This window comes from Lachnoanaerobaculum sp. (assembly GCF_057250505.1).
Genome location: NZ_DBHIEQ010000024.1, coordinates 14,940 through 40,895, shown reverse-complemented (window position 1 = coordinate 40,895; position 25,956 = coordinate 14,940). Strand labels below are relative to the sequence as shown.

Annotated in this window: 21 protein-coding genes; 8 read left to right on the top strand and 13 right to left on the bottom strand. The window is 38.9% G+C overall.

What is annotated here, in order from left to right:
- The first annotated feature begins 191 nt into the window (after positions 1 to 191).
- From holA to ACO6FI_RS10250, 6 genes are read left to right on the top strand one after another with little or no spacing between them, the layout of a single operon-like run.
- Entirely contained in the window at positions 192 to 1,160 is a 969-nt protein-coding gene (gene holA, locus ACO6FI_RS10275) for a DNA polymerase III subunit delta (protein WP_485457257.1), read from the top strand.
- Between the two features lie 34 nt (positions 1,161 to 1,194).
- Entirely contained in the window at positions 1,195 to 1,782 is a 588-nt protein-coding gene (locus tag ACO6FI_RS10270; protein ID WP_485457256.1) for a xanthine phosphoribosyltransferase, read from the top strand.
- Between the two features lies 1 nt (position 1,783).
- Positions 1,784 to 2,338, top strand: a complete 555-nt coding sequence (gene yfcE / locus ACO6FI_RS10265; RefSeq protein ID WP_485457255.1) for a phosphodiesterase — start codon at positions 1,784 to 1,786, stop codon at positions 2,336 to 2,338.
- Positions 2,322 to 3,473, top strand: coding sequence for a THUMP domain-containing class I SAM-dependent RNA methyltransferase (locus tag ACO6FI_RS10260; RefSeq protein ID WP_485457254.1), 1,152 nt, complete (start codon positions 2,322 to 2,324; stop codon positions 3,471 to 3,473). The genes yfcE and ACO6FI_RS10260 overlap by 17 nt, the downstream gene beginning before the upstream one ends.
- A 15-nt stretch (positions 3,474 to 3,488) precedes the next feature.
- Positions 3,489 to 4,091, top strand: a complete 603-nt coding sequence (gene rdgB / locus ACO6FI_RS10255) for an RdgB/HAM1 family non-canonical purine NTP pyrophosphatase (protein WP_485457253.1) — start codon at positions 3,489 to 3,491, stop codon at positions 4,089 to 4,091.
- Entirely contained in the window at positions 4,072 to 4,566 is a 495-nt protein-coding gene (locus ACO6FI_RS10250; protein WP_485457252.1) for a metallophosphoesterase family protein, read from the top strand. The genes rdgB and ACO6FI_RS10250 overlap by 20 nt, the downstream gene beginning before the upstream one ends.
- Positions 4,567 to 4,641: 75 nt before the next feature.
- Here ACO6FI_RS10250 and ACO6FI_RS10245 read toward each other — a convergent pair whose 3' ends face one another.
- From ACO6FI_RS10245 to ACO6FI_RS10195, 11 genes are all read right to left on the bottom strand, one after another.
- Positions 4,642 to 6,285, bottom strand: coding sequence for a cell wall-binding protein (locus ACO6FI_RS10245; protein WP_485457251.1), 1,644 nt, complete (start codon positions 6,283 to 6,285; stop codon positions 4,642 to 4,644).
- Between the two features lie 1,077 nt (positions 6,286 to 7,362).
- Positions 7,363 to 11,076: a glycosyltransferase gene (locus ACO6FI_RS10240; protein WP_485457250.1), complete on the bottom strand. Its 3,714-nt coding sequence runs from the start codon at positions 11,074 to 11,076 to the stop codon at positions 7,363 to 7,365.
- 11 nt (positions 11,077 to 11,087) lie between these two features.
- Positions 11,088 to 12,416 carry an ABC transporter ATP-binding protein gene (locus ACO6FI_RS10235; RefSeq protein ID WP_485457249.1) on the bottom strand — a complete coding sequence of 443 codons (1,329 nt, stop codon included), beginning with the start codon at positions 12,414 to 12,416 and terminating at the stop codon, positions 11,088 to 11,090.
- Between the two features lie 8 nt (positions 12,417 to 12,424).
- On the bottom strand, positions 12,425 to 13,234 hold the full coding sequence (locus tag ACO6FI_RS10230) for an ABC transporter permease (protein ID WP_485457248.1): 810 nt from the start codon (positions 13,232 to 13,234) through the stop codon (positions 12,425 to 12,427).
- Positions 13,235 to 13,257: 23 nt separating this feature from the next.
- A complete protein-coding gene (rfbC, locus tag ACO6FI_RS10225) occupies positions 13,258 to 13,809 on the bottom strand; it encodes a dTDP-4-dehydrorhamnose 3,5-epimerase (protein WP_124953030.1) in 552 nt (183 codons plus the stop codon).
- Positions 13,810 to 13,950: 141 nt separating this feature from the next.
- Positions 13,951 to 15,060 (bottom strand): molecular chaperone DnaJ, encoded by a 1,110-nt coding sequence (dnaJ, locus tag ACO6FI_RS10220; protein ID WP_485457247.1) that lies wholly within the window; start codon positions 15,058 to 15,060, stop codon positions 13,951 to 13,953.
- A gap of 15 nt (positions 15,061 to 15,075) precedes the next feature.
- Positions 15,076 to 16,944, bottom strand: coding sequence for a molecular chaperone DnaK (gene dnaK, locus ACO6FI_RS10215; protein WP_485457246.1), 1,869 nt, complete (start codon positions 16,942 to 16,944; stop codon positions 15,076 to 15,078).
- A gap of 79 nt (positions 16,945 to 17,023) precedes the next feature.
- Entirely contained in the window at positions 17,024 to 17,638 is a 615-nt protein-coding gene (gene grpE, locus ACO6FI_RS10210; RefSeq protein WP_485457245.1) for a nucleotide exchange factor GrpE, read from the bottom strand.
- Between the two features lie 10 nt (positions 17,639 to 17,648).
- Positions 17,649 to 18,680, bottom strand: coding sequence for a heat-inducible transcriptional repressor HrcA (gene hrcA / locus ACO6FI_RS10205; RefSeq protein WP_485457244.1), 1,032 nt, complete (start codon positions 18,678 to 18,680; stop codon positions 17,649 to 17,651).
- A gap of 166 nt (positions 18,681 to 18,846) precedes the next feature.
- On the bottom strand, positions 18,847 to 20,193 hold the full coding sequence (locus ACO6FI_RS10200; protein ID WP_485457243.1) for a sodium-dependent transporter: 1,347 nt from the start codon (positions 20,191 to 20,193) through the stop codon (positions 18,847 to 18,849).
- Between the two features lie 81 nt (positions 20,194 to 20,274).
- Positions 20,275 to 21,960, bottom strand: coding sequence for a tryptophanase (locus ACO6FI_RS10195; RefSeq protein WP_485457242.1), 1,686 nt, complete (start codon positions 21,958 to 21,960; stop codon positions 20,275 to 20,277).
- A gap of 592 nt (positions 21,961 to 22,552) precedes the next feature.
- Between ACO6FI_RS10195 and ACO6FI_RS10190 the strand changes: the two genes are divergently transcribed.
- Both ACO6FI_RS10190 and ACO6FI_RS10185 read left to right on the top strand, forming a co-directional pair.
- Positions 22,553 to 23,212, top strand: a complete 660-nt coding sequence (locus tag ACO6FI_RS10190; RefSeq protein WP_485457241.1) for a helix-turn-helix transcriptional regulator — start codon at positions 22,553 to 22,555, stop codon at positions 23,210 to 23,212.
- Positions 23,213 to 23,327: 115 nt separating this feature from the next.
- Positions 23,328 to 24,122 carry a cell wall-binding protein gene (locus ACO6FI_RS10185; RefSeq protein ID WP_485457240.1) on the top strand — a complete coding sequence of 265 codons (795 nt, stop codon included), beginning with the start codon at positions 23,328 to 23,330 and terminating at the stop codon, positions 24,120 to 24,122.
- A 203-nt stretch (positions 24,123 to 24,325) separates the two neighbouring features.
- Here ACO6FI_RS10185 and ACO6FI_RS10180 read toward each other — a convergent pair whose 3' ends face one another.
- Together ACO6FI_RS10180 and ACO6FI_RS10175 are read right to left on the bottom strand one after the other, a co-directional pair.
- On the bottom strand, positions 24,326 to 24,697 hold the full coding sequence (locus tag ACO6FI_RS10180; protein WP_485457239.1) for a hypothetical protein: 372 nt from the start codon (positions 24,695 to 24,697) through the stop codon (positions 24,326 to 24,328).
- A 222-nt stretch (positions 24,698 to 24,919) separates the two neighbouring features.
- Positions 24,920 to 25,930 carry a signal peptide protein gene (locus ACO6FI_RS10175; protein ID WP_485457238.1) on the bottom strand — a complete coding sequence of 337 codons (1,011 nt, stop codon included), beginning with the start codon at positions 25,928 to 25,930 and terminating at the stop codon, positions 24,920 to 24,922.
- Between the last annotated feature and the right edge of the window lie 26 nt (positions 25,931 to 25,956).

The window sequence follows — 25,956 nt, the reverse complement described above, 5'->3', positions numbered from 1 at the left end:
AAAGATTTATAGCACAGTACTTAATTTAAATATTGTATCGTGAATAATTCAGGATCATTTATGCTTGACACAACTTTTTTAAATTTTTTCTATTTTTCTATTTTTTTAAGTTGACCCAAAACTGTATTTTTTCCTGAAATACTCTCTATTTACACTGGAGGCTTTCACCCTTTCATGTTATAATCTTGCACATGAAAGTATTAAATAATGATTTGAAAACTTCTACATTCAAAGGCATTTATGTACTATCAGGTGATGATGAATTTTTAAAGAACAGCTACAAAAAAAGACTTAAAGCAGCTATCGTAGGTGAAGACCAAATGAATTTTGCTTATTTTGAAGGAAAAGGAACAGATGCAGATGCCGTTATCGAATTTGCAAATACTCTTCCCTTCTTTTCAGAATACAGATGTATCCTTATAGAAGGAAGCCGGTGGTTTAAATCCGGAAACGATAAGTTTTTAAACTATATATCAGATAAGCCCGATAGCACAAAAATCATTTTTGTGGAAAACGACTTGGATAAACGTTCCAAGCTTTACAAAAAAATAAAAGAGCTTGGATATATTGCAGAACTGAATCATCCTACCAATGATGAACTGATAAATTGGGCGGGAAATATCATAAATAAATCCGGCAAAAAAATCACAGTTTCAAATATGGACCTGTTCATTGCCAGAGTGGGAAATGATATGGAAAGACTGAAAAGCGAGTTGGAAAAGCTTTTATCCTTTACTCTTGACAAAGATATTATAGAAGAGGAAGATATAAGGGCTATAACAAGCATAAGTCTGACAAACAGAATCTTTGAATTGATAAAATCTATTACCAATAATAAGATACAGGATGCATTAGATATATATGAAGATTTGGTAGCTTTGAAAGAACCACCGCTGAAAATAATGATTCTCATCACAAGACAGTTTAACCAACTTTTGCAAATCAAGGAATTGATAGCAGCCGGTTTTAACGAAAAGGATATAACCTCAAATATGAAATTAAATCCTTATGTAGTAAGGAATCTGATGCGTCAAGCAAGAGGTTTTGATATGGCTATGCTTTTATCTTATGTAAAAAATGCAATCGAGTTGGAAGAAGCTATAAAACAAGGTAATATCAATGATAAGCTGGCACTTGAGATGCTAATGCTTACACGCTAAACACTTATGTGTTTTCAAAAGGAGAGGATTTTTCATGAAACTGTTAGAAGAGCGTATCAAAAAGGATGGAGTTATCAAAGAAGGTAATGTTGTAAAAGTTGATTCTTTTTTAAACCATCAGATGGATGTACAACTCTTTTTAGAAATGGCAAAGGAATTTAAGTCAAAGTTTGCTTCACAAAATATAAACAAGATTTTGACAATAGAGTCCTCAGGTATAGGTATCGCTGCTATTGTCGCATTAGAATTCGGTGTACCGGTAGTCTTTGCCAAAAAATCAAAATCCATAAACATTGACGGTGATATGTACACTGCAGAGGTTGAAAGCTTCACACACAAATGCAAGAATCAGGTTATCGTTTCAAAGAAGTTTTTAGGTCCTAAAGACAAGGTACTTATAATTGACGATTTCCTTGCAAACGGCTGTGCACTTCAAGGACTTATCTCAATTGTCAATGAATCAGGTGCAAGTGTAGAAGGTATCGGTATTGCTATCGAAAAAGGCTTCCAAAGCGGCGGCCGTGCCATAAGGAACTTAGGTTTCCGCTTGGAATCACTTGCAATAATAGATTCAATGGATGCCGCTACACAAAATATAGAGTTCAGAGCGCAGGAATCCTAATATGAAATACTTTTTTGCATCCGACATTCACGGCTCATCATTCTATACAAAAAAGATTATTGAGAAATATAAAGAAAGCAATGCTTCAAAACTGGTACTACTTGGTGACTTATTATACCACGGTCCTAGAAATGACTTGCCTAAAGATTACTGTCCCAAGGAAGTCTTTGCAATGCTCAATGAATATAAGGATAGTATCATTGCAGTCAGAGGAAACTGTGATTCCGAAGTTGATCAGATGGTCTTGGATTTTCCAATGCAATCCGACTACTGTATAGGCATATTCAATGATATCTATTTCTTCATAACACATGGACATATATACGGAGAGGATCATATGCCGAAGCTTGCCAAAGGAAGTGCCTTCATATACGGACATGTCCACCTTCCGATAGCGAAAAAATCCGGAGATATTTATATATTAAATCCGGGATCCGCATCACTGCCCAAGGAACAAAATCCCAACTCCTATGCAATACTTGATGATGATATTTTTACCATATACGACCTTGACGGCGATGTATTAAAGGAGATAAAACTTGAGAAAAATATTTGAGTTATACGCGCCCTGCCACTTCGGACTTGAAGCAGTACTGAAAAAAGAAATCGTAGATATAGGCTATGATATCACCAAAGTCGAAGACGGAAGGGTATACTTTGAAGGAGATGACGAAGCCGTTGCAAGAGCCAACATGTGGCTTAGAACGACCGAAAGAGTAATGATAAATGTTGCACAATTTAGGGCGACCTCTTTCAGCGAGCTGTTCGACTCGGTCGCAGATATCCCTTGGGAAGAATATATTCCTGTCGACGGAAAGTTCTGGGTCAGCAAATCTACATCAGTTAAAAGCAAGCTCTTCTCACCTTCCGATATCCAGTCCATTGTAAAGAAAGCTATGGTCGAAAGACTGAAACGTATCTACAAAAAAGATTGGTTTGAAGAAACCGGTGCCGAATATCCGCTCCGTGTTTCTATAAACAAGGATATTGTTACTGTGGGACTTGACACCACCGGAGTATCACTTCACAAAAGAGGCTACAGAACTATGACTGCAAAAGCTCCTATTACAGAGACTCTTGCAGCCGCGCTCATTATGCTGACTCCATGGAAAAAAGACAGAATACTTGTAGACCCGTTCTGCGGCAGCGGTACATTTGTCATTGAAGCAGCTATGATGGCCGCAAATATTGCCCCTGGGCTAAAAAGAGGATTTTTAAGTTGTAAGTGGTCTAATCTTATTTCAAAAAAAGTTTGGGATAATACTTATGAAGAAGCACGTGAAATGGTGGATATCGACACAGGTGTTGATATCCAAGGCTATGATATTGATAAAAATATTGTAGAGGCAGCCAGAAGCAATGCCACAAGAGCCGGAGTCATAGATATGCTTCACCTTCAGTGTAGAGATGTCGCAAGTCTGTCACATCCGAAAAAATACGGTTTTATCATTACAAATCCGCCTTACGGTGAACGACTTGAAGAAAAAGAAAACCTTCCGGCTATATACAAGGCTATAGGTGAGAGGTATGCAAACCTTGACTCTTGGTCGCTTTATCTTATAACCTCATATGACGATGCTTGTAAGTATATTGGAAGAGAACCTGATAAAAACCGCAAGATTTACAACGGTATGTTACAAACCAGATTTTATCAATATATGGGACCGAGACCGCCTAAAAAGACTAAATAAAGGTTTTAATACAGTATGAAGAAAATTATTTTTGCAACCGGAAATCAGCATAAACTTGAAGAAATCAGAGCTATTTTGCCTAATTTTGATATAATCTCCGCTAAAGAAGCCGGAGTATCACTTGATATTGAAGAGACCGGAACGACATTTAAGGAAAACGCTTATATAAAGGCAAAAGCTATTTGGGAAATTACAGGCGGTATCGTAATGTCTGATGACTCCGGACTTGAAGTGGATTATATCGACGGCGAGCCCGGAGTATACTCATCCAGATATATGGGCGAGGACACCTCCTACACTATAAAAAATCAAAATATAATAGACAGATTAAAAAATGCCTCCGGAAATGAAAGAAGTGCAAGATTTAAAGCCTGTATCTGTGCTATACTGGAAGACGGTACCACATTATTTTGTGAAGGCAGTATGGAAGGGCTGATTGCCACACAAATCTTAGGTTCTAACGGATTCGGCTATGACCCTATACTTTACCTACCTGAATATCAAAAAACAAGTGCCGAGATAAGTTCTGAGGAAAAGAATAAGATAAGCCACAGAGGCAAGGCACTTACAGCAATGAAACAAAAGCTGGGGGAAATTTATGAAAATACTGATTGTTAGTGACACACACAGAGTAGACGATATTTTAAAAAAGGTAATATCAATAGAAAAACCTTTCGACATGTTCATCCATCTGGGTGACGGCGAAGGCAGCGAGACAAAGATAAGCCTTATGCTTGACCCTACATGTGCATGTCTTATGGTAAAGGGAAACAATGATTTCTTTTCGCAACTCCCTGCCGAAAAAGAAGTCAATATAAAAAATCACAAGGCACTCCTTGTACACGGACACCAGTACGGTGTAAGCATGGATATCTCAATACTCAAAGACGAAGCTCTCGCCAGAGGTTGTGACTTTGCAATGTACGGACATACACACAGACCTTATCTAAAGACTATAGACGGAGTGACCGTACTAAATCCGGGTTCACTCGGCTATCCGAGACAGGCAGGTCATATACCTACATACATGGTGATGAATGTAGACGATGACGGCAACTTTGAAATAGAGACCAAAGAAATAATGGGAGCATAATAAAAAGGGCTACACGCTTTGTGTAAGCCCCTTTTTATTTTAAGATTTCAAAAATGATTCACTTTATAAATTTCTCTATTCAAGTGTAACAGTTGTAACCACCTTGTTGTTTACTCTTATCTTGTAGTCCTCGACGTCTCTCTTTGTTCCGCTCTTTAGAACAACTCCGGCATTACTGAGTAACTTCACCTGATAATTTGAATTCGGTGTTGTTATATGCCATGTAGTCTTCTTCTCAGTCTCTTCTACAGAAGATACATATCCCGGCATATTAAGAAGTTCTCCTACAGTTCCCTTAAATACAAGCTGATTATCGTTACTCTTATCAACTACAACAACTTCATACTTGTCATACTGATCGGCCTTTATATTAAGACCTCCGATATAGAGTTTATCATCTCTTATTCCGTTAAATCCGGCACCTCTGTTGGAACCTGCCTCTCTGAAATAGAACGTTCTGTTTTCATCATCAAGCTTAATGCTCTGCTTGCCGTACTTTTGAGAACCGTCCTTACCGTCTCCGAAGTACATCATACGATACTTACCTGACAAGAATTCACTGTAATGAATCTTACCGATGGACTCTTCGATATTCTCCTGAGTCTCATACGGAATCTTCTTACCGTCTCTACCAAGCTTATCTACAAACTCTGTAGTAGAATACTTACCGCTTGGCAGCTGCTTCATCTCAAACAATGCAAGACCTGATATCATTCCGCCCTTATCGTCAAAAGCATACTTCTTTCCGTTAATGGTCTTTATCTCATTTGCAATCAAATGACCTTTGCCGTCTGCATAGTACCAGGCACTGCCGTCTTCTTCCCATTTACCCTTGTTAAGGAAGTAGCCCGGAATAACTTTGAACCATCCTTTTGTAGATTTTGCACCGTCCTCAGGTGTAGAGAAGTACATAAAGCTCTCGCTGTATTGAGCTCTCTGTGATTTCGGAACTGCTGTAGAAGGAGTAGCCTCCGTATACCAGCTTGCAATCATTCTACCGTCTTCGTCAAATCCATACTTCTTTCCGTTGATGGTCTTTCCAAGACTCTTTACCTCTTTCTTACCTGAGGCATTGAAATAGAACCATCTTACCTGATCGGTATCCCAGTAATCAATATTCGGTTGTTCTTCCATGGTTCTTGCATTGTCGTCATGAACCATAATCTCTCTCCAACCTGTAGTCATTGCACCGTCATTTGCATCACCGAAGTAATACTTTGCATTCTTCCATGCATCCTGATCTATAAGTCTCTCACCCTGTGATACCCATCCGAAAAGCATCTTTCCGTCAACATCAAAAGCATACTTCTTTCCGTTGATAGTCTTTAGAGAAACATCACTTGAAGATGATTCGTTTCTCTTATATGCTTTTCCGTTGTCACCAAAATAGTACCACCACTGATCAGGCTCATCCTTGTCGTAGTCATTTGTATTCGGCACAGCAACCCACTGATTTCTTACCATTACACCGTTTACATCCACATAGTATGTAGCGTTTCCGTCATCGATAAGAGAATCTTTTGCCATATCTCCCAAATCATCCAAATAATACCAATAGTCCCCTGATTTTTGCCACTTCTGTGATAATTTCTCCTCGTTTTTGTCATAGTATACCCAAGTACCGTTCTCCTGTTGCCAACCTGTTGCAGCAAAAGATGTCATCGCACCTGCAACACTCATAGCGCCTACGAGTAATGCCAGCTTTGTCTGCTTCTTCATTATATTCTCCCTGCTAATCTATTTGATATAAGTCAGTATGCTAATATACATAACCACTTTATCTGTACATATTTTATCAGAATAGAGTCAAAATATAAAGTATTTATTTATATTTTTTATATATATCTATAATCTTTATAAATTTTATACAAGTATAATTACATAAAATTTTTATATCAAATCTTATTCAAGTCTAATTTTATAGTTTATTTAAAAATTTGACTCTAAAATATATGCAATATATTTGGGTTAAATTGCACAAAGCGGATTTTAGTTAGTAAACGCTAACTAAATTCTTATACGAAGACCTTTCCATAACCTTTCTTTGTGAATATTCTACCGTATAAACTCTTTTATACACAATAAGAAGAGAGCACCGACCTTCCACATCAACGCTCTCTTCAACATATTCCTGGCTCCAATGGATTAATCCTCTCTTTCTAATAAACCGGAATTTCTATATCTGATGCCTCCTAAAAATTATTGACATCCTGTATAGTTATTGCTATTCAGTTTTTAATTTATCCTCCTATAAGCTTCCTTTCACTTCTAATACATGGTTGTTATCAATCTATCTACACGGTCTATCTCTCGTACGAATCTCACTTTCTCGTCATAAGACTTATACGAATACTATCCTAACCGATTCTTCAGATAGTAACTTTTAAAGTTTTCAATAATATATTATCTAAATAATCTTCTTATAGGTTCCGGATTAGATCAAAGTCTAACCATTACTTACGTTTTCTTCGGACCGTACCTCCTTTTTTATTTCCACTTAGCAAATCTGCTGCTTGCTTGCTTCCTCCTCGTGGATACGTTCATCAAACTTTCTAAGAATATATTCTCTTTTGTTTATGTCTACAGTATATCAGATTTTTTCTTCTTGTCAATAGTATTTTTTAAATTTTTATATTAAAACGGCATTTTATTTTATTTCTTTTCTTGATTTCGTATTTATATCTGTCTTAATTGTGTATATTGTTTTAATTATCTGAGTATTATATGTAATTCAAAAAATACTTTATGTAAAAAGTGGGCTGAAAAATCAACCCACCCCAACACTTGACATAGAACCTAAAAATCCTCTTTAATTATCTTCCACACCGCATCTATGCTGTGTCTGTTCTTTACATACTCTGTCGCCTCAAGGTGCATATTCTTTAGAGCTTCCTTATCGGTATAGAGCGCGACACATTTTGTTATAAACTCGGCTGGTTCATCCGCCACAAGCATCTGATTATATGAGTTGTCTATGCCCTCCGCACCTACACTTGTGGTGATTACAGGGTCTCCGTAGTAGAGCGCCTCTATTACCTTACCCTTGACTCCCGCTCCGTACCTTAGAGGTACTACCACAAGCCTTACCTTGGTGTATAGCTCTTTTAACTCTTCTTCACTGACAAAGCCTTTGAAAATGATACCCTTTGCCTCATTATGCATTGCCTTGATCTCATCTGTAGCATTGGATCCGACTATATAAAACGGTGCTTTTATCTGTGCGTATATTTCATCCCACATATTATCAAGGAAGTACTTCAGTGCATCGGCATTCGGCGGATGTGAAAATCCTCCGACAAACAGTACACCCTCTCTGATATCAGGATTGTAATCTATATCCATAAACTTATCAAAGACGTAAGCGGTGATTGCCTTGGCGTTTATCTTCTTATCAAAGGTATGTATGTAGTCCACCTCTACACTTGACGGGTAGTAGCTTATGCTCGCCTTTCTCATAAGATCAAGTTCCATACTCTTCCAGTATGCACTTGCATTCTTCTTCTCCACGTCCCCGGTAAGCTCATACTCGCGCCTCTCACGAAGGAAATGCAAATCATGTCCATAGTATATGACCTTGATATTTGTCTTTTCCTTGATAAAATCAATATACTTCGTGGCGATATGAGGTCTGTTGAGGTAGGCAATATCAATATTTGACTGATTGTTTTCAATCCACTCAAATATATTTGTCCTCATCTCATTGCCGTAGAGTACCTCCACTCCCATCTGCTCCAATATGGTGGTGTACGGCTCTGACTTTGCAAAATTGTCAGGTAGGAACTTCACTACATATCCTCTTTCTATAAACATCTTTATATACTGAAATGTAGTCTTTGAACCTGCATCCTTATCAAATGTAGGCACATAGTGATCTACAAACAGAATAACTTTTTTGCCCCTGCTTCTTTCTCTGGCTCTGAAGGCATTCGGCACACCCACATTGTCATACTGATTTTTAAACTCATCACTCCATTTTTCCTGAAGCTTTTTGTTGTTCTCCACCTGATATCTCTTAAGCCCCGTGCCGTTGACGTCGGTACCGTTTGATACACCCTCAAAGTGAATTACTACACTGAGCGGCTGATATACCACTCGCAAGTTTCTCTTTCTTACCTCAAAGGCAAGATCCGAATCCTCACAGTATGCAGGCGCATATCTTGTATCAAATCCGCCTATCTCTTCCCAAAGTTTTCTGCTAAGCATTATCGCGGCACCTGATATATAGTCCACGTCTCTGACATAGTTATACTCAGGCTTGTTAGGGTCGTCACATCTGCCGTAGTTCCATCCGCTGCCGTCACTCCATATGATGCCTCCCGCCTCCTGAAGTCTGCCGTCAGGGTATACCAGTTTGGAGCCTACCATGCCTATGCTCTTATCTGACTCAAGCAGCTTTATAAGCGGAGGAAGCCAGTTCTTTTCCACTGTAGTATCATTGTTTAAGAAAAAGATGTACTCTCCCCTTGCCTTTTTTGCGGCATTGTTACAATTTTTCAAAAAGCCCTGATTGGTTTCATTTCTTGCAATCACAAGCCCCGATACAAACTTGTCTATTTCACTTGTCGCATCGGTTGAAACGTCATCCGCAATTATCACTTCATAGCTGTATTCATCTGTATTTTCAAGCAGTGATACCAGACAGGCATAGGTATAATGTATCTGGTTGTATACAGGAATGATAATACTTACCTTCGGGTTTTCCACATATGGGAAATTAAGCTTGCCCTTTTCTCTGTATATATCACCTATCTTGAATTCGCCCTCAATGAGATTCTTGCCTTCAGCGGAATGTGTCAACTTGAAATATTTTATAGGGTGAGTGATACTCATTATCCTGTAGTTTAACTTCTTTCTCTCAATACTTCCCTTAGGATACTTTTTGTTGTAGATGGTACTGAGCTTTCTTCTGATTCTGAATGGTATTGACAGGTTGCCGTTATATACATTCAGAGTCTTTGCAAGTTCTTCATTCTCATGCCTTAAGTTATCTATGATTATACCCAGATTATTTACATGATTGTCTGTCAGAGTTCTAAGCCTTGTCATCTCTTTTATAGCCAGTTCTCTGTCCTGATTTATCGCATCAAGCTCTCTTATCTTATTCTTTGCATGCGGCAATTCTTTTAAAGCTTCAATTCCCTCATTCAGGATATCACGGCTTACAGTCTCTACAAAGTAGTTGTCAAGGTAAACTTCCTGATAATCTCCATGTATATACTCTTGGAACTGCCTTTCTATAAAGTCAAGCCCGTCCATATCATCTATCTCAAACTTTAAGAGGAATTGTTCTTCACTTAGGTTGAACTTATCCTTAATCTTCTTTGCATTATTCTGATAGAAGTTATGCAATGCACGATACTTTATAAAAGTCTTTCTGTCATTTATAAAATCCATCGAGCTGTCATATACCCACTCACAGTCAATGGCGGTCAGTTTGTCACCTTCAAAGATAAAGTTGTCAAATATCGCATCAAGATTCAGTGCATCCTTATCTATTATCTTATCAATATACTCACAAAGCTTTTCAATGAATTTATCAAGGCTGTATTCAATGCACTCTTCACATACGGTACTTAAAGACTTTCCCTCAATAAACTCAAAGTTTATCTCTCCGGCATTTTTAAACACTCCCTTAAGTACATTTACATTGTCATTTTTAATAAGCTTTGACTTGTCATACATACCTAAGATATGTGGAATACCGTCCTTTTTCAGCGCGGATTTTACAACATACTTCTTGTTATCTTTGCGCCTTATTTCAGTCTTTATCTGATATTTCGGAAGTCTGGTTCTGTTGTATTTTATATAGATGCTCTCTTCATCTCCACCTGATACTATGACATATGAGTTTGCAAAGCTGTCAAAATCATTTGACTTTGCCGCTTCACAAAATCTGTCTCCGATATCCTTAAGTGCAAACTTAGGATAATCGTATGCCTTTATCTGTGAGAGTTCTCCTGCACCCGGCATTTCCTTATCTGAAAAGAGCTTGTATACATATCTGTAATTAGGATACGGGTAATATGTATCGCTCTTACCTATCCAATTTCTTACATCTTTTACACTTAGTGCATTCTTATCGCCAAACTCATCTTCAAAGTAATTAAGTCCGTACCTGTTATCAAATATCAGCACAATCTTTTTATCAGGTTTTTTCACGCTCATAAGCTTAGATACCATATCACTGCCGTAGGCAATTACAGTATCAAACTCATTAAAATCTATGTTTTCAAAAGCTTGAATATACTCTATATTGCTTTCAAAAACAGCTTTTATACTTTCAAGTTTTTCAGGTTCTTCTTCATAGACATATACTTTTGATTTTTTTATCAAATCATCCAGTACGACTACCTGACTTCCCAGAAACAATGTCCTTCCCTTTATATTAAGCCACTCGGTATTTCCAAGTGCCAAAGATGAGAAAAACGACAAGTTACAAAGGCCGGGATTTTCCTTCAAAAGCCCGTATTCATCTTTTCCATACTTTTTTGCAAGTTCTAAAAAACCCATTTTCTCTCCCGTTATTTGCTATTTTGAGTAAGCTTTACTTTCGACTCCATATCATATACACCTACAGTGTTCTTGTTTGAGATAACTGTAATGAATGTCACATCATATAATCTGTGATAAACCACATGTGTACCGTTCTCAAATCCGGTACAGCTCATACTTAAAAGGTACTCACCGCCCTGTAAGGTCATCTTCTGCTTAAACTCCACTACCGCATCGTCACCCGGCTTTACAGGTTTTACCTCCACACCTTCAAACATGGTATTGGTTCCTGTAAGTTCTGTACCCTTTTTATCCTTGATGGTAAATGTGAATATAGGCGACTCGATATTTGCATTGAATTTTATCTTCTCTCTAATCGTAAACTCCTCACCTTTTAGTAAAAGGTTGGTCAGCTCACCCTTTGAGTCCAATATTCCAAGGTCATAAATCTCCGCCCTACCGTCACCGTATTCGGTCTTATTCGGATTGATTGACATTTTTTCCTTCATAAGTCCGTCATGTTCTTTTACATGAGTTTTATTGATGTCATTGTTAAGTTCCATCATATCCGCAAAATTACTGTCAAGTCTCTTTGCAAGGTCCGCTTCAAGATCATCCATTCTTCCTGCCAGTATCTTCTTGTACAAATCCACCATCTCTCCGGCAGGTCCCTCTGCAAGGAATTTTCCCTTATTAAGAAGTATTACCTTGTCACAGTATTTTATTACACTTCCCATATCATGAGTTACCATAAGTATGGTTGTACCGGTCTTTCTTATCTCTTCCATTCTCCTGTAACATTTTGCCTGGAAGAAAACGTCTCCCACGGAAAGTGCCTCATCCACTATCAATATTTCAGGTTCCACATTGATTGCAAGTGCAAAGGCAAGTCGCACAAACATACCTGATGAATAGGTCTTTACAGGCTGATATACGAAGTCGCCTATATCCGCAAACTCAAGTATCTCATCAAGCTTTTCATCCATCTGTGCCTTTGAAAATCCCATCATGGTGCCGTTCATATAGATATTTTCAATACCTGTATAGTCCATGTTAAAACCCGCACCAAGCTCAAGAAGTGCTGATATATTACCGTCCACTTCCACGCTTCCTGTGGTGGGATTTAATACACCTGTTATTATCTTCAGTATGGTGGACTTTCCCGAACCGTTTGTTCCGATAATGCCCACCGTAGAACCCTTCTCCACGCAAAAGGATATTTTATCCAGGGCAAAAAATTCCTTATGATATTTTTTATGTGTGAGGGAAATACTTTCCTTTAACCTGTCTATAGGCTTATCATACAGTCTGTAAATCTTTGTTACACCACAGACATTTATTGCTAAGTTGCTCTGCATACTTCTCCTTATAATACATCTGAAAAATGTGGTCTTAACTTATTGAAAAGTCTAAGTCCGATAAATAAAAGTACTATTGTGACCACCCAAAAATATAGTGTAAGTCCCGGTCTTTCAAAAAAGTAGTTTCCTCTTAGGATACTGTCTCTGTAACCCACCACCACATAGTACACAGGATTCAGCTTCATTATTGTCTCCACTTTTGAAGGAAAATAACTGAACATTGTAGGGTCCCACATAATCGGTGTCATCCACATACCGAACTGCAATGCGATACCCACTATCTGCGCCATATCCTTAAAGAATACATTGATTGCACAGGTTATATATATAATTGCAAGTGCAAATACTGAAAGGCAGAAGCTGTAGTATATTATTCCTATCCAGCTTACCATAGGCAATCTTCCGAATGCCAATGTCATCACAAGCATTATTACCACGAAGATTCCATGAACTATAAGGCATGAAATCACCTTTATTACAGGAAGTATCGACACATTAAATACTACCTTTTTTACCAGATAATTATATTCCGAAAGTACCGAAGTACCCAAGTTAAGCGACTCCGCAAAGAAAAACCAAGGTACGATTCCCGGTACAAGCCATACTACATAAGGCACTCCGGGTATAGGCGGTACACTTTTAAATCCCATCTGGAAAATCAAAAAGTATATAAGTACCGTTACCACCGGCTGCACAAACATCCATGCCACGCCAAAATAGGACCCGACAAAGCGCTTCCTAAAATCAGCCTTTGCCAAATCCCATATGATATTTCTTGATTTTAATATTTCTCGTATAAGCGATATTATATTCATATCCGTTTCCATTCGTTATTTTATTAGAACTTGAATGTCTCCTTCAGTCCTTTCCACTTTGTATCCTTCTCAGACATGATTAGATTGAGTCCTTCTATAGGCCAATCTATACCTATATCAGGGTCGTCATACTTAAGTCCGCCCTCATCATTAGGATGGTAGAAGTCGGTACACTTATATGCAAATACCGCCTCATCTGAAAGTACTACAAATCCGTGTGCAAATCCCTTCGGTATATAAAACTGCTTCTTGTTCTCGTCTGAAAGTACCACACCGAAATATTTTCCGTATGTTTTTGAGTCTTTTCTTAAGTCCACAGCCACATCATATACTTCACCGCTTAGAACTCTTACAAGTTTACCCTGCGGATGTTCCTTTTGGAAATGCAGTCCGCGAAGTACTCCCTTTGATGACTTTGACTGATTGTCCTGTACAAACTCCATGTCAAGACCGGCTTCTGTAAAATCATTTTTATTATATGTCTCTACAAAGTAACCTCTGTCATCCTTAAACACTGTAGGAGTTATCACACAGAGTCCTTCTATATCACATCTTTCAACTTTGATCTTTCCCATAAATACACCTCATTATTAGCTTTATTCTGACCTTGATTATACTTCACAGCTGTATATACGTCAAATACGAACGTAAAAGAAGCCACGAGATATAATCCCGTGACTTCCAAATCGTCCAAACAATAAAAGTTTTGTAAAATATTATTTATTCATTGTAGCATCAAAAGCCTCAAGTGCGGCCTTCTGCTCTTTTGTAAGCCTTGTAGGTACCGATACCACCAATGTAATATAGTGGTCACCTCTTACATTCTTATTTCTGAGAGAAGGGACACCTTTGCCCTTTAATCTGACTCTGCTGTCTGTCTGTGTACCTGCTTTAATAGATACGTCCACATCACCGTCCACAGTCTTTACTCTGATACTGCCTCCAAGTGCAGCCCTTGCAAAGCTTATCGGCACTGTGGAATATATATTTGTATCCTGACGCTTGAATATAGGATGAGGACTTACAATGACCTCTACAAGCAAATCTCCTCTAGGTCCTCCGTTTACTCCCGGTTCACCTCCGCCTGCAACTCTCACAGACATACCGTTGTCAACACCTGCAGGTATATTCACCTCGAACTTCTTCTTTATCTGAATATATCCGTTTCCGTGACAGTCAGGACATTTATCCTTTATAATCTTTCCGCTGCCGCCGCAGTCAGGACAGGTCTTTACATTCTGCATAGTTCCGAATATTGTCTGCTGCGAATATCTTATCTGTCCCTTACCGTTACACTTCGGACATGTGGTAGGTGAAGTGCCTGCCTTGGCACCGCTTCCGTGACAGGTAGCGCACTCGTCCTTGTAGTTGACTGTAACATCTCTCTTACATCCGAAAACAGCCTCTTCAAATGTAAGCCTTACCGCAACTTTGACATTGGCGCCCTTCATAGGACCGTTTCTTGTGGCTCTGCCTGCACCGCCGCCTCCGAACATTCCTCCGAAGAGGTCGCCGAATATATCGTCACCGCTAAAGTCAAAGCCTGAGAAGCCTCCGAATCCGCCAAAGCCTCCGGCTCCCGCACCTGCTCCACCGTCAAAGGCAGCATGACCGAATTGGTCATACTGTCTTCTCTTTTCAGGATCGCTTAGTACGGCATACGCTTCGCCGGCTTCCTTGAACTTTTTCTCGGCTTCAGGATTGTCCGGGTTTGCATCCGGATGATACTTCTTTGCCAGCGCTCTATATGCCTTTTTTATTGCAGAGTCATCAGCGTTTTTGTCAACACCGAGTACTTCATAGTAATCTCTTTTACTCTCTGCCATCCTTTGCTCTCCTTATTATACCTCTTTGTAATCAGCATCTATAACGTCGTCATCACTTGATGAGCCTGTTGCCTCGCCGCCTGCCTGTGCAGCACCCTCGGCACCTGTTGCTCCCTGTGCTCCGGACTTCTCATATACCTTTGCAAACAACTTCTGAGCGCTTTCCATAAGCTTCTCCTTGCCTGCCTTGATATCATTTACCTGATCTTCAGTCATTGCATCGATAGGTGCTCTGTTTATGGCCTCCTTAAGTGTGTTAAGATCCGCTTCAACTGCAGCCTTATCACCGGCATCCAAGCTGTCTCCTACTTCCTTAAGAGCATTCTCTGTCTGGAATACCATAGAGTCCGCTTCGTTTCTTGCATCGATACCTTCTTTTCTCTTCTTATCCTGAGCCTCGAACTCTGCAGCTTCCTTTACAGCCTTATCTATATCGCTCTCAGACATATTTGAACCTGATGTGATTGTGATATGCTGCTCCTTGCCTGTTCCAAGGTCCTTAGCTGAAACATTAACGATACCGTTTGCATCTATATCAAATGTAACTTCGATCTGCGGAACACCTCTCTTTGCCGGAAGGATTCCGTCAAGTCTGAACTGACCGAGAGTCTTGTTGTCTCTTGCAAACTGTCTCTCACCCTGTACTACATGGATATCAACAGCTTCCTGGTTGTCTGCCGCTGTAGAGAATATCTGGCTCTTCTTTGTAGGTATTGTAGTGTTTCTCTCGATAAGCTTTGTAGCGACACCGCCCATTGTCTCGATTGAAAGTGAAAGCGGAGTAACATCAAGAAGTAATACATCTCCTGCACCATCTTCATTGTTTAGCTTACCGCCCTGAATACTTGCTCCGATTGCAACACCCTCATCAGGGTTAATGCTCTTTGAAGGCTCCTTACCTGTAAGCTCTTTTACCTTCTCCTGTGCATTGATCATTCTTGTAGAACCGCCTACAAGCAATACTTTACCAAGCTCGCTTGCTGTAATACCTGCATCCTTAAGTGCGTTCTGTACAGGTACTGCAGTTTTCTCGATAAGGTCATGAGTAAGCTCATCAAACTTAGCTCTTGTAAGAGTCATATCAAGGTGCTTAGGTCCCTCAGCAGTTGCTGTGATGAAAGGCAGGTTGATATTTGTAGTTGTTGATGTTGAAAGTTCCTTCTTAGCCTTCTCTGCAGCTTCTTTTAATCTCTGAAGTGCCATCTTATCTGTTGAAAGGTCTACACCCTCAGCCTTCTTAAATTCGCTTACAAGCCAATCTGTAATCTTGTTATCAAAGTCGTCACCACCAAGATGTGTATCACCGTTTGTAGCCAAAACTTCTATAACGCCGTCACCGATCTCAATAATTGAAACATCAAATGTACCGCCACCAAGGTCGTATACCATAATCTTTTGCTCAGCATCGTTGTCAAGACCGTATGCAAGAGCTGCCGCTGTAGGCTCGTTGATAATTCTCTTTACATCAAGACCTGCAATCTTACCTGCATCCTTTGTTGCCTGACGCTGTGCATCGTTAAAGTATGCCGGAACTGTGATAACGGCCTCTGTAACCTTCTCACCCAAGTAGCTTTCAGCATCCGCTTTCAGCTTTTGAAGAATCATTGCTGAAATCTCCTGCGGTGTATATGACTTACCGTCAATAGTTACCTTGTAATCCGTACCCATATGTCTCTTGATTGAAGAGATTGTTCTGTCGGCATTTGTAACCGCCTGACGCTTTGCAGGCTCACCTATAAGTCTCTCACCTGTCTTTGTAAATGCTACAACTGAAGGTGTTGTTCTTGAACCTTCAGAGTTTGGAATAACTACAGGCTTTCCACCCTCCATAACTGCTACACAGCTGTTTGTTGTACCTAAATCTATACCGATAATCTTGCTCATTATAATTTCCTCCAATAATAAAATATTTAATCTATATAAAATATTTGACACCTTTTACAGTGTAAAATATATTGTCAACTTAGTTGGCAACCTTTACCATACTATGTCTAAGAACACTGTCCTTATACATATATCCCTTTAAAAGTTCCTCCGCAACCACATTCTCACCAAGACTTTCATCTTCAACATGCATCACCGCATTGTGAAAGTTCGGATCAAACGGCTGCCCTACACAATCAATAGGCTTTACTCCCAAATCCTCAAGAGTCTTTTTTAATTGATTATATATCATTGTAATTCCGTCAGCAAATGCCTTACCGTCTCCTTCCTTAGGTGCCGCCACCATTGCACGTTCGAAATTGTCAACTACCGGCAAAATCTTTTCCACAATACTTCTTGTACCCATATCAAACATGGTCGCTTTTTCCTTCTCGCTTCGCTTTCTGAAATTATCAAACTCCGCCATGCTTCTTTTGAGTCTGTCTGTCAAATCCGCAATGGCAATATCTTTTTTATCCTGCTTTTCTTCAAGGTTTTCATCGCTGAAAGCCTCACCCACTTCAGCTTCCATAGCTGCAGCCTTTGCCGCCGCTTCCTCAGGAGTTTCGTCGGCCTCAGCAGCTTTACTTGCTTCTTCGCCCTCTAAAACTTCCTTATTTTCTTCCTGTTCTCTTTTAAAATCTTTTTCTTCCACAACCCTCTCCTTATTCATCATTTTTAAACTGCTCATCCAAAGATGCCATCACAGTCTTTACAGTCTTTAATACCTTCTCATAGTCCATTCTCTTCGGTCCTACTATACCGATAGTACCTCTAAGTCCTTCACCAATCTCATAATTGGCAGTAACTACCGAAAGGTCTTTCATATCTGAAACCGGCACTTCATTCCCTATATACACCTTGACACCGTTCTCACAATCCTCATTTACATCTGAAAGTATTTCCTTTAACTTATCCTTTTCCTCAAAAGCGTTTACAAGCTGACTTGCCTTTTCTCTGTCGGATATTTCAGGATACTTGAAAATATTTGTCGTACCGCTTGTATATATCTCCAGATTATCGGTAGCACTTTCAAACACCGCCGCAACCTCTCGCAAAACCTTATCAACTATATCTCCGTAAACTCCTGCATCTGTCCGTAACTTGTTCATAATGCTTAAGCTTATCTCTTCTACAGTTAGACCGTTAAGAGAAGTATTTATAAGAAGATTCAAATTTAAAATCTCGCTGTCGGATATTTCACTGTCGATATCTATTATCTTATTATTGATAATATTTCCCTCAGCTACCGTAACAAGCAGAAGCTTAAACCTGTCCATCTTTGAGAGCTGCAAAAACTTTACTTTATTTGAGTGAATAGTAGGTCCTGATATCATTGCGGCATAATTGGTATCTCTTGCAATTATCTTTGCCAACTGCTTCAAGACGTTTTCCAATCTGTCCACTTTTTTGAACATCAGATCCTTGAACTCCTCAGTCTCTATCTCCTTTTCTCTCAAGATCTCATCTACATAAAATCTGTATCCCTTATCTGAAGGAATTCGTCCTGCCGAAGTATGCGGCTGCAAAATATAGCCCATCTCTTCAAGGTCGCTCATCTCATTTCTTATAGTAGCGGAACTTAAGTTTAATTCAGGGAGCTTTGAAATAGTTCTTGAACCGACCGGCTCCCCGGTTTCCATATAGTTCTTTATGATAGCTTTTAAAATAATCGCTTTCCTGTCATCTGAATCCATTCGCTCCTCCCTTCTTCGTTTGTTAGCACTCACTTATATAGAGTGCTAATCTCTATTAGCTACTATATTCTATATATAAGGATTTGTCAACAACTTTTTTTAAAAAAATTGCACAAAAAACTCCCAACTTTTTTGAGTTGAGAGTTTTATAAAATATGTAATAAAATCAACCGATTCCGCCATAGAATGCGCCGGCTATAAGTGCCAGTAATGCAAGTCCTGTATATACATACTTTCCAAGGAAGAACCATATTTCTCCCTTCGGTTTCTTTGCACCGGTATTTACAGCTTCCATTGTATATTTCTTTCCAAATACAAAGAACAACATTACAGAAGCAAGTACCGCACCTATCGGGCAGATATATATTGATACCGCATCCATCCAGTTTGAAACAATTCCCTGTATAAGTATTGCAACAACAACTCCGATTACTCCTATAATACCTACAGACTGTAATCTGCCAAGCTTAAACTGCTGCTGCAAGGTAGCTACAGGCGCCTCATATAAGTTGACCAAAGAACTGAGTCCTGCAAATGTAACACATACAAAGAATACTATTCCGACTATCATTCCGCCCGGCATCTGATTCATGATATTTACAAGGTAGATAAACATAAGTCCCGGACCGCCTTCGCTAAGCTCCGCACCTGATGTAGCCATAGCCGGTATAATAACAAGAGCCGCCAAAAGAGCCGCACAGGTATCAAATATAGCTATATTCATTGCCGAGAACGGTACATCCTCTTTCTTACTTAAGTAAGAACCGTAAATAACCGTACCGTTGCCGGCTATAGACAGTGAGAAGAATGCCTGTCCGAATGCAAATATCCAAAGTCTGATATCCTTTAATCCTTCCGGATTTACAGTAAATATATACTTATATCCGTCAACCGCTCCCGGCTGTATACCTATATAAACAGCCAGACCTATCATCATTACAAAAAGCAGCGGCATCATAAGCTTGTTTGCTTTCTCAATACCGTCCGCAACTCCAAAAGCCATGATTGCAAAATTGACAATAAGCGCAATTACTATCCACATATTATTGCCGAAGGCACTTGCAGTTGTACCGAAGGTAGTACCTATAAGGTCCATATTTGTACCCATTGCAAATACCTTACCTGTAAATGCCATTACAACATATTTGAATATCCATCCGACTACACATGAATATCCGATAGCAAGTGCCAAAGAACCTATAGTAGGTATGATGCCGATGCTCTCACCTACTTTTCTACTCTTACCTGCATGCGCCATAGCTGCACCGAAGGCTCCTATAGGACCTTTACCTGTGCTCCTTCCTAGTGCGATTTCCTCAACAACACCTGTACTTCCTATAAGTATAACAAATATGAAGTAAGGAATCAGAAAAGTCATCCCCCCCCAGGCTGACACCAACACCGGAAATCTCCACAGATTTCCCATACCTACGGCAGAGCCTACACATGCTATAATAAACCCTATTTGTGAGTTAAAACCATCCTGCTTTGCAGGTGTATTATCCAAACTCATAAACTTCCTCCATCTTGTTAAAAAAACAAGTCCCCCTTATTGGATAGCAGCCCGACCGCATCGGCCGGACCGCTTTATATCTTATTTATTTTCCCAATATTTGTAGTTTTCCTCATCACACATCTCTTCCTTAGTCGGAGCATAAGGCTCTGCCCAAGCGTGGAAATGTCTCATCGGCAATGTGTGACCGAATGTAATCTTAAGATTCGGGATAGTATCTCTATCCTTGTAAAGCTGTGTCAATGCTGCAATTATATAGTCCATATGCTGTTTGCTGAACTGGCTTCTGTTGATAGCCAAACGAACAACATTACATACCTCTTTTTGCTGCTCAGGAGACTTAAGATCATACTCCATTGAGAAATCTCCAAGCTCTGAACAACGTATACCGTAACGATGAATCATCTCAAGTGAGAGTGCCTGACCTGCAAAGCTTTCATGTCCTCTCTTATAGTTGAAGAACTTGTCAACATCAATATAGACTCCATGTCCGCCGGCCGGCTGTACTACAGGTACACCGTTAGCTGTAAGTCCGTCTGCCAAATACTGGCACTGTCTTACTCTCTCATCCTGATAATCAAATCTTGCCTCTTCATACATTCCTTGGCAAAGTGCCATGATGTCATGTCCGGACATACCGCCGTAAGAATCATTACCATAAGCCGATATCTGACGAACCTTCAAAAGATGTCCGATATCCGTCTTTACGCTGCCGTCCTCATTGAACTCCGAAAACTTCTGCCAGAACAGACCCTTGTCACGGAAAGCCAAAACTCCGCCCATATTTGCATGTCCGTTTTTCTTAAGTGAAGCGGAAACAACATCAAAGTAAGAGAACATCTCTTTTGCAATCTCACAGATTGACTTATCTCTATAGCCGTCTTCATTCATCTTGATAAAGTAACAGTTTTCAGCCCATCTTGCGCCGTCCATAACAAAAGGTATATTGTACTTATGAGCGATCTTTGAAACCTCTCTGATATTGCCCATAGATACGGCCTGTCCGCATACGGAGTTGTTGGTTACTGTTGAATATATAAGCGGAATATTCTCAACGCCTACAGCCTCTATAAGCTGATTCAGTTTATCAATATCCATATCTCCCTTGAAAGGATTCTTCTCATACTTTCCGCTCTCAGGCACTTCAAACAAAACTTCCTTATGGAAAAGATTTCTTGGAATATTTCCCATCTGCTTGATATTGCCCTCTGTTGTATCAAAGTGTGCATTTGACGGAATGGTAAATACCTTACCAGGCCATCTTCTTGCAAATAAAGGCTTTAATACGTCAAATAAAAGTGCCTCTGCACAACGTCCCTGTGGAACAATAAATGTATTCGGTCTGGAAAGCTGGTATTTACCTCCGTTGATAAATCCACCCTCGTAGTCAACCAGATACACCTCGTTCATCATCTTCTCTACATCATCTTTGTCAATGCCTTCTTTTATGTAGTTGATGAGTCTCTTCTGGTCATCGCCTCTCTCCCAAACGTCTCTGAATGCATCCAGTAAAACATAGTATCCCTTATTTCTACCATATGATTCATCTGCAAGGAACATAGCCGACCACTGTGTATCTGTCATTGATGTAGTACCTGAGTCTGAAAGACAGTCAATATATAAAAGGCCTGCCGGGAATGCAAACTCATTGTAATGAGTCATCTCAAGCGCCTTTCTTCTTTGCTCCTGTGTAACTGTAGGAACCTCTCTGACTACATGTGTCCATGACTTCGGTGCCTCCACACCTAACATTTTCTCATACTCCATTTTAATACCTCCAAATATATTTATTTGATACCCCGGTCATCGTAACAAACGACTGGCGGACGGTATTACAATTTCTATAATATAGTAGATAACACTTATTCCTTCACATTGTATTTTTTATATTGCGTACACATTTTATACAATTTATTTGTATTTTTAAGGTTTATTATCTAAATATCCTTATGAGAATAATTTATCACTAATTTTAATTATTGTCAATATTGTTTAATAAAAAGTCTCTGTAAAAATATTTTTCGTATATTTCTGTGCAATATGCATTAAAATATGATTTTCTAAATTTTCTCAACAAAAGCAAAAACTTCCTACTGATAATTTTTTTGAAATATTATTATCTGTATCTTTACAGTAAAACCGATGTATTTTTGCTTTCAAACTTCCTTTGAGAATTTTTATGAGAATTTTTAAGCACTCGATTTTCGGTCTTAATTTCTCTTTTATTTTCTTATTTTAGCTAATTTGTATAATTTTTATTTTTTCTATTATATTCTTTCAAGTTTTGATATAATAAATATAGAGCGTTTCAGTTTGCAATTTATATTTTGCTGACTAAACAAAACTATCGGGGGTAAATATGAATGAATTTAATATAGGCAGGTACATTGATATTTCAAACTTTTTAAGTACACTGCTCGGTCCCGACTATGAGATTATAGTATATGATCTGAAGCATATATTGCACATAGTAAACGGAGAAATAAGCGGAAGAAAATCAGGTGACACTATAAGTCCGGCTATGAAAACCATACTTAATAAAAGTACTTCATCTACTGAAAAGTGGCTCTCCAACTACCGTGCACTGTCAGGTAACGGTAAGATTTTACGATGTTCCACTTTTTATATAAAGGATGCCGATAATAATCTTATCGGTGCATTGAATATAAGTTTTGACGACAACCGGTATAAGGAGCTTTCAAACCTTGTGTTCTCACTCTGTCATCCCGACAACTATGTGAGTAAAAATATCTCTATTGAGATAAAGGGAAACTGTGAACAGGAAATCTTCTCAGACAGTATTTCAAATGCTATTGACGAAATACTGCTTCGTATCGACAACAAACTGCCGTTTAATAAGCTTAGCCATATCGAAAAGCTTGATATAATAAAGCAACTTTATCAAAAGGGTATTTTTTCCATGAAGGGAGCTATAAAAACTGTAGGGCACAGACTCTCGTGTTCTCCTGCAAGTATGTACAGATATCTTTGTACAGTAAAGAACGAGAGCAAACTTTAAGAAAGAGTAAACTATATTTAATTAAATTTAATATAAAGTATTGCCTTTATATGCTAGAATAGAATTATGAGTGTGTCTTTTAAGACAAATAGAACTTATAAAAGAAAGGATATTTATGAAGAAACTGATTTTAATGTTATCCATGGTTTTTTCACTCTTTATGAGTATGTCTGTTTTTGCAGCAGGCGACTATTCTATAGGTGGTGCATCATGGGACACCGGAAGCAAGGCACTTGCAACATGGGACGAAGCTGAGGACAAGACCAAGTACAAGATACAGCTTTTTAAAGGCAATAAAAAGATCGGATCCAACAACAGCACAAGTGCTCCAAAGTATGATTTCACAAAACTTATTATCGACAACGGCGCAGGAAGCTATTCATTCAAGGTATATCCGCTAAAGGGCGGCCCTGATATGAGTATTCAGTCGGAAGCTGAGACTTTTGATGCGGACACAATTGCCGAATATAAGAAGAGCAGAAGCAATACCACATCACTTAACCCGTCAACAAATACTGCAAATAATACCAACAATTCAACAAACAACGGCGGTTGGTATCAGTCAAACAACTCATGGTACTACAGAAAACCTGACGGTACACATGCTACAAACTGGTTTATGGTAAATGATCATTGGTATTATTTTGATGCAAACGGTGTTATGCAGACAGGATGGATTACAGATTCAAAGGGATTCAGATATTACTTAAATCAGCCAAACGGTGATATGCCTGTAGGCTGGGCATTTATCAATAACAAGTGGTACTACTTTGAGGAATCCGGACTTTATAAGAAGGGCTGGATAGAGTACAAGGGACTTTGGTACTATCTTGATGCAAACGGAGAAATGGTTACAAATACAACTGTTGACGGATACAATATAAACGCAGACGGCGTTTGGGTTCAGTAAGGAGTAAATATGTTAAAGAAGCATTTATTTTGGGCAGCTGTAGCTGTAGTAGGACTCGTTATGTGTTTTATTACAGGTCATGCTATGACACAGAAAGCGTCAAAAACCGTTAAAGAATAAAAAAATAATTTCAAGAAATATTTTAAAGAAAAAGGCAGCCTATACGGCTGCTCTTTTTAATATTTTAAATACAATTTTTTATATCATTTCATCATCAAGCCCTTTGCAATAAATGCCATACCTCCGAAAATAAGTACAAGCATCAGCACCCAATCAAACAGCGATACGTACTGAAGATAAAATCTGGTAGACTGTATAAGGCTTGCTATAATCAAGATAACACTTAGTACAATAGCTGTCTTGGAGCCTTTATTAGGCTTTATAAACAGCCAGATTAAAGAAAATATAAGCGGAACTATTACAAGCCCTGAGTTAATATGTACTCCCATCATGCGAAACCCGCTACCCCAAAACAAATTGGTCACAGTCACCTTTTGTGATAAGAAGAATAAGCCTACCACCATCATTATAAGCCCACCCCAGAAAAATAAATAAAAATCACTTCTTTTACCCATTGTTTTGTCTCCTCTCTATTCTGTTTGTTTCTTATGATTATCTTGACTTTATTTTATCATAGTATACAAATTATGCAAATTAATTTTTATTTAACTTTTATATCTACAGTTTTTTATAAATTGTACCTATTGAAGGTTTATCACAATGTATTTTATATATTAAAAGAGACAGGTTCATAGACCTGCCTCTCCTTTAAATTAATCAAACTTTTTGTCCGACTATTACTTATTCTGATTTACCAAGATGTTTCCGTTTCCTGCATCCTTACCTGCATTGAACTGATCCCAAAGAAGATCCATTGAAAGCTGGATTCCCTTACCCTGGCTTAACTTATCATCATTATCTTTTCTGTCCTCTACAGTACCTGTTGTGAACTTACCTTCTGCATCAGGATCCATAGCAACACCTACAAACATATCAAGTCTCTGATCTGTAGCAGGAGCACACTTGATAACATTATTCTGTAATGCCGCCTTTACATCCGCATCATTTAATGCTGACAATCTTACGAAGTCAACACCGCCAACCTTGAAGAACTTGCTTGAATCAACACCGTTGTCTGCAAGTGCCTTAGCAAGCTTAAATGTAGGCTCGTTACCTGTCTTGTTAGGCTCATACTGCTCTCTGTGAAGGAATACTGCAACACCAATCATCTCATCAAGATTACCTGACTCTTTTGCCTTATCAAGGCTCTTTGACTCAAACTTGATATTGCTAAGCTTAGCTGCTATATCACCGACATTTACAATATCTGAACGGAATGCCTGAGCATATCCCGGATACATATTGTCAACTGTCAATACAACCTTACCGCTTGCATCTGTAACAGCCTTCTTATAAGCTCTTCCGATATCCTTTGTTAATTTTTCCTTATCCTTTAACTCAGCGTTAAAATCAACATTGTTGTAGCCCTTAGCTCTCTCCTTATAAGCATCAATGCTGCCCGGCTTAGCTATAATGTTGTAATCGCTTGCTCCTCTTAAGAAGAACTGATCACCAACATATGAACTGTCGCCGATACCGTCTACTATAGACCATCCGGCACCCTTGTTTGTCTCATCTCCATACTGTCCATACAATCCTAAGTCAACAAACTTAACACCAAAATCACCCGTTGTTGCCTTAGTTGTTACATTAAGTGAATCAGTCCAATAAGCATATCCTGTACCTGCCAACACCAATCCTAATGCCATTATTCCACCAACTAAAGTATTTCTTCTTGAACGCTTCATATCTTCCTCCTGAATTATAAAATTAT

Bases quoted from the DNA above. Each gene is read 5' to 3' on its own strand.
- ACO6FI_RS10245 (WP_485457251.1), bottom strand. From the start codon at position 6,285: ATGAAGAAGCAGACAAAGCTGGCATTACTCGTAGGCGCTATGAGTGTT.
- ACO6FI_RS10230 (WP_485457248.1), bottom strand. From the start codon at position 13,234: ATGAATATAATATCGCTTATACGAGAAATATTAAAATCAAGAAATATC.
- dnaJ (WP_485457247.1), bottom strand. From the start codon at position 15,060: ATGGCAGAGAGTAAAAGAGATTACTATGAAGTACTCGGTGTTGACAAA.
- ACO6FI_RS10185 (WP_485457240.1), top strand. From the start codon at position 23,328: ATGAAGAAACTGATTTTAATGTTATCCATGGTTTTTTCACTCTTTATG.
- ACO6FI_RS10270 (WP_485457256.1), top strand. From the start codon at position 1,195: ATGAAACTGTTAGAAGAGCGTATCAAAAAGGATGGAGTTATCAAAGAA.
- holA (WP_485457257.1), top strand. From the start codon at position 192: ATGAAAGTATTAAATAATGATTTGAAAACTTCTACATTCAAAGGCATT.
- ACO6FI_RS10180 (WP_485457239.1), bottom strand. From the start codon at position 24,697: ATGGGTAAAAGAAGTGATTTTTATTTATTTTTCTGGGGTGGGCTTATA.
- ACO6FI_RS10200 (WP_485457243.1), bottom strand. From the start codon at position 20,193: ATGAGTTTGGATAATACACCTGCAAAGCAGGATGGTTTTAACTCACAA.
- rfbC (WP_124953030.1), bottom strand. From the start codon at position 13,809: ATGGGAAAGATCAAAGTTGAAAGATGTGATATAGAAGGACTCTGTGTG.
- ACO6FI_RS10195 (WP_485457242.1), bottom strand. From the start codon at position 21,960: ATGGAGTATGAGAAAATGTTAGGTGTGGAGGCACCGAAGTCATGGACA.
- ACO6FI_RS10235 (WP_485457249.1), bottom strand. From the start codon at position 12,416: ATGCAGAGCAACTTAGCAATAAATGTCTGTGGTGTAACAAAGATTTAC.
- ACO6FI_RS10240 (WP_485457250.1), bottom strand. From the start codon at position 11,076: ATGGGTTTTTTAGAACTTGCAAAAAAGTATGGAAAAGATGAATACGGG.
- ACO6FI_RS10190 (WP_485457241.1), top strand. From the start codon at position 22,553: ATGAATGAATTTAATATAGGCAGGTACATTGATATTTCAAACTTTTTA.
- ACO6FI_RS10175 (WP_485457238.1), bottom strand. From the start codon at position 25,930: ATGAAGCGTTCAAGAAGAAATACTTTAGTTGGTGGAATAATGGCATTA.
- rdgB (WP_485457253.1), top strand. From the start codon at position 3,489: ATGAAGAAAATTATTTTTGCAACCGGAAATCAGCATAAACTTGAAGAA.
- yfcE (WP_485457255.1), top strand. From the start codon at position 1,784: ATGAAATACTTTTTTGCATCCGACATTCACGGCTCATCATTCTATACA.
- dnaK (WP_485457246.1), bottom strand. From the start codon at position 16,944: ATGAGCAAGATTATCGGTATAGATTTAGGTACAACAAACAGCTGTGTA.
- ACO6FI_RS10250 (WP_485457252.1), top strand. From the start codon at position 4,072: ATGAAAATACTGATTGTTAGTGACACACACAGAGTAGACGATATTTTA.
- hrcA (WP_485457244.1), bottom strand. From the start codon at position 18,680: ATGGATTCAGATGACAGGAAAGCGATTATTTTAAAAGCTATCATAAAG.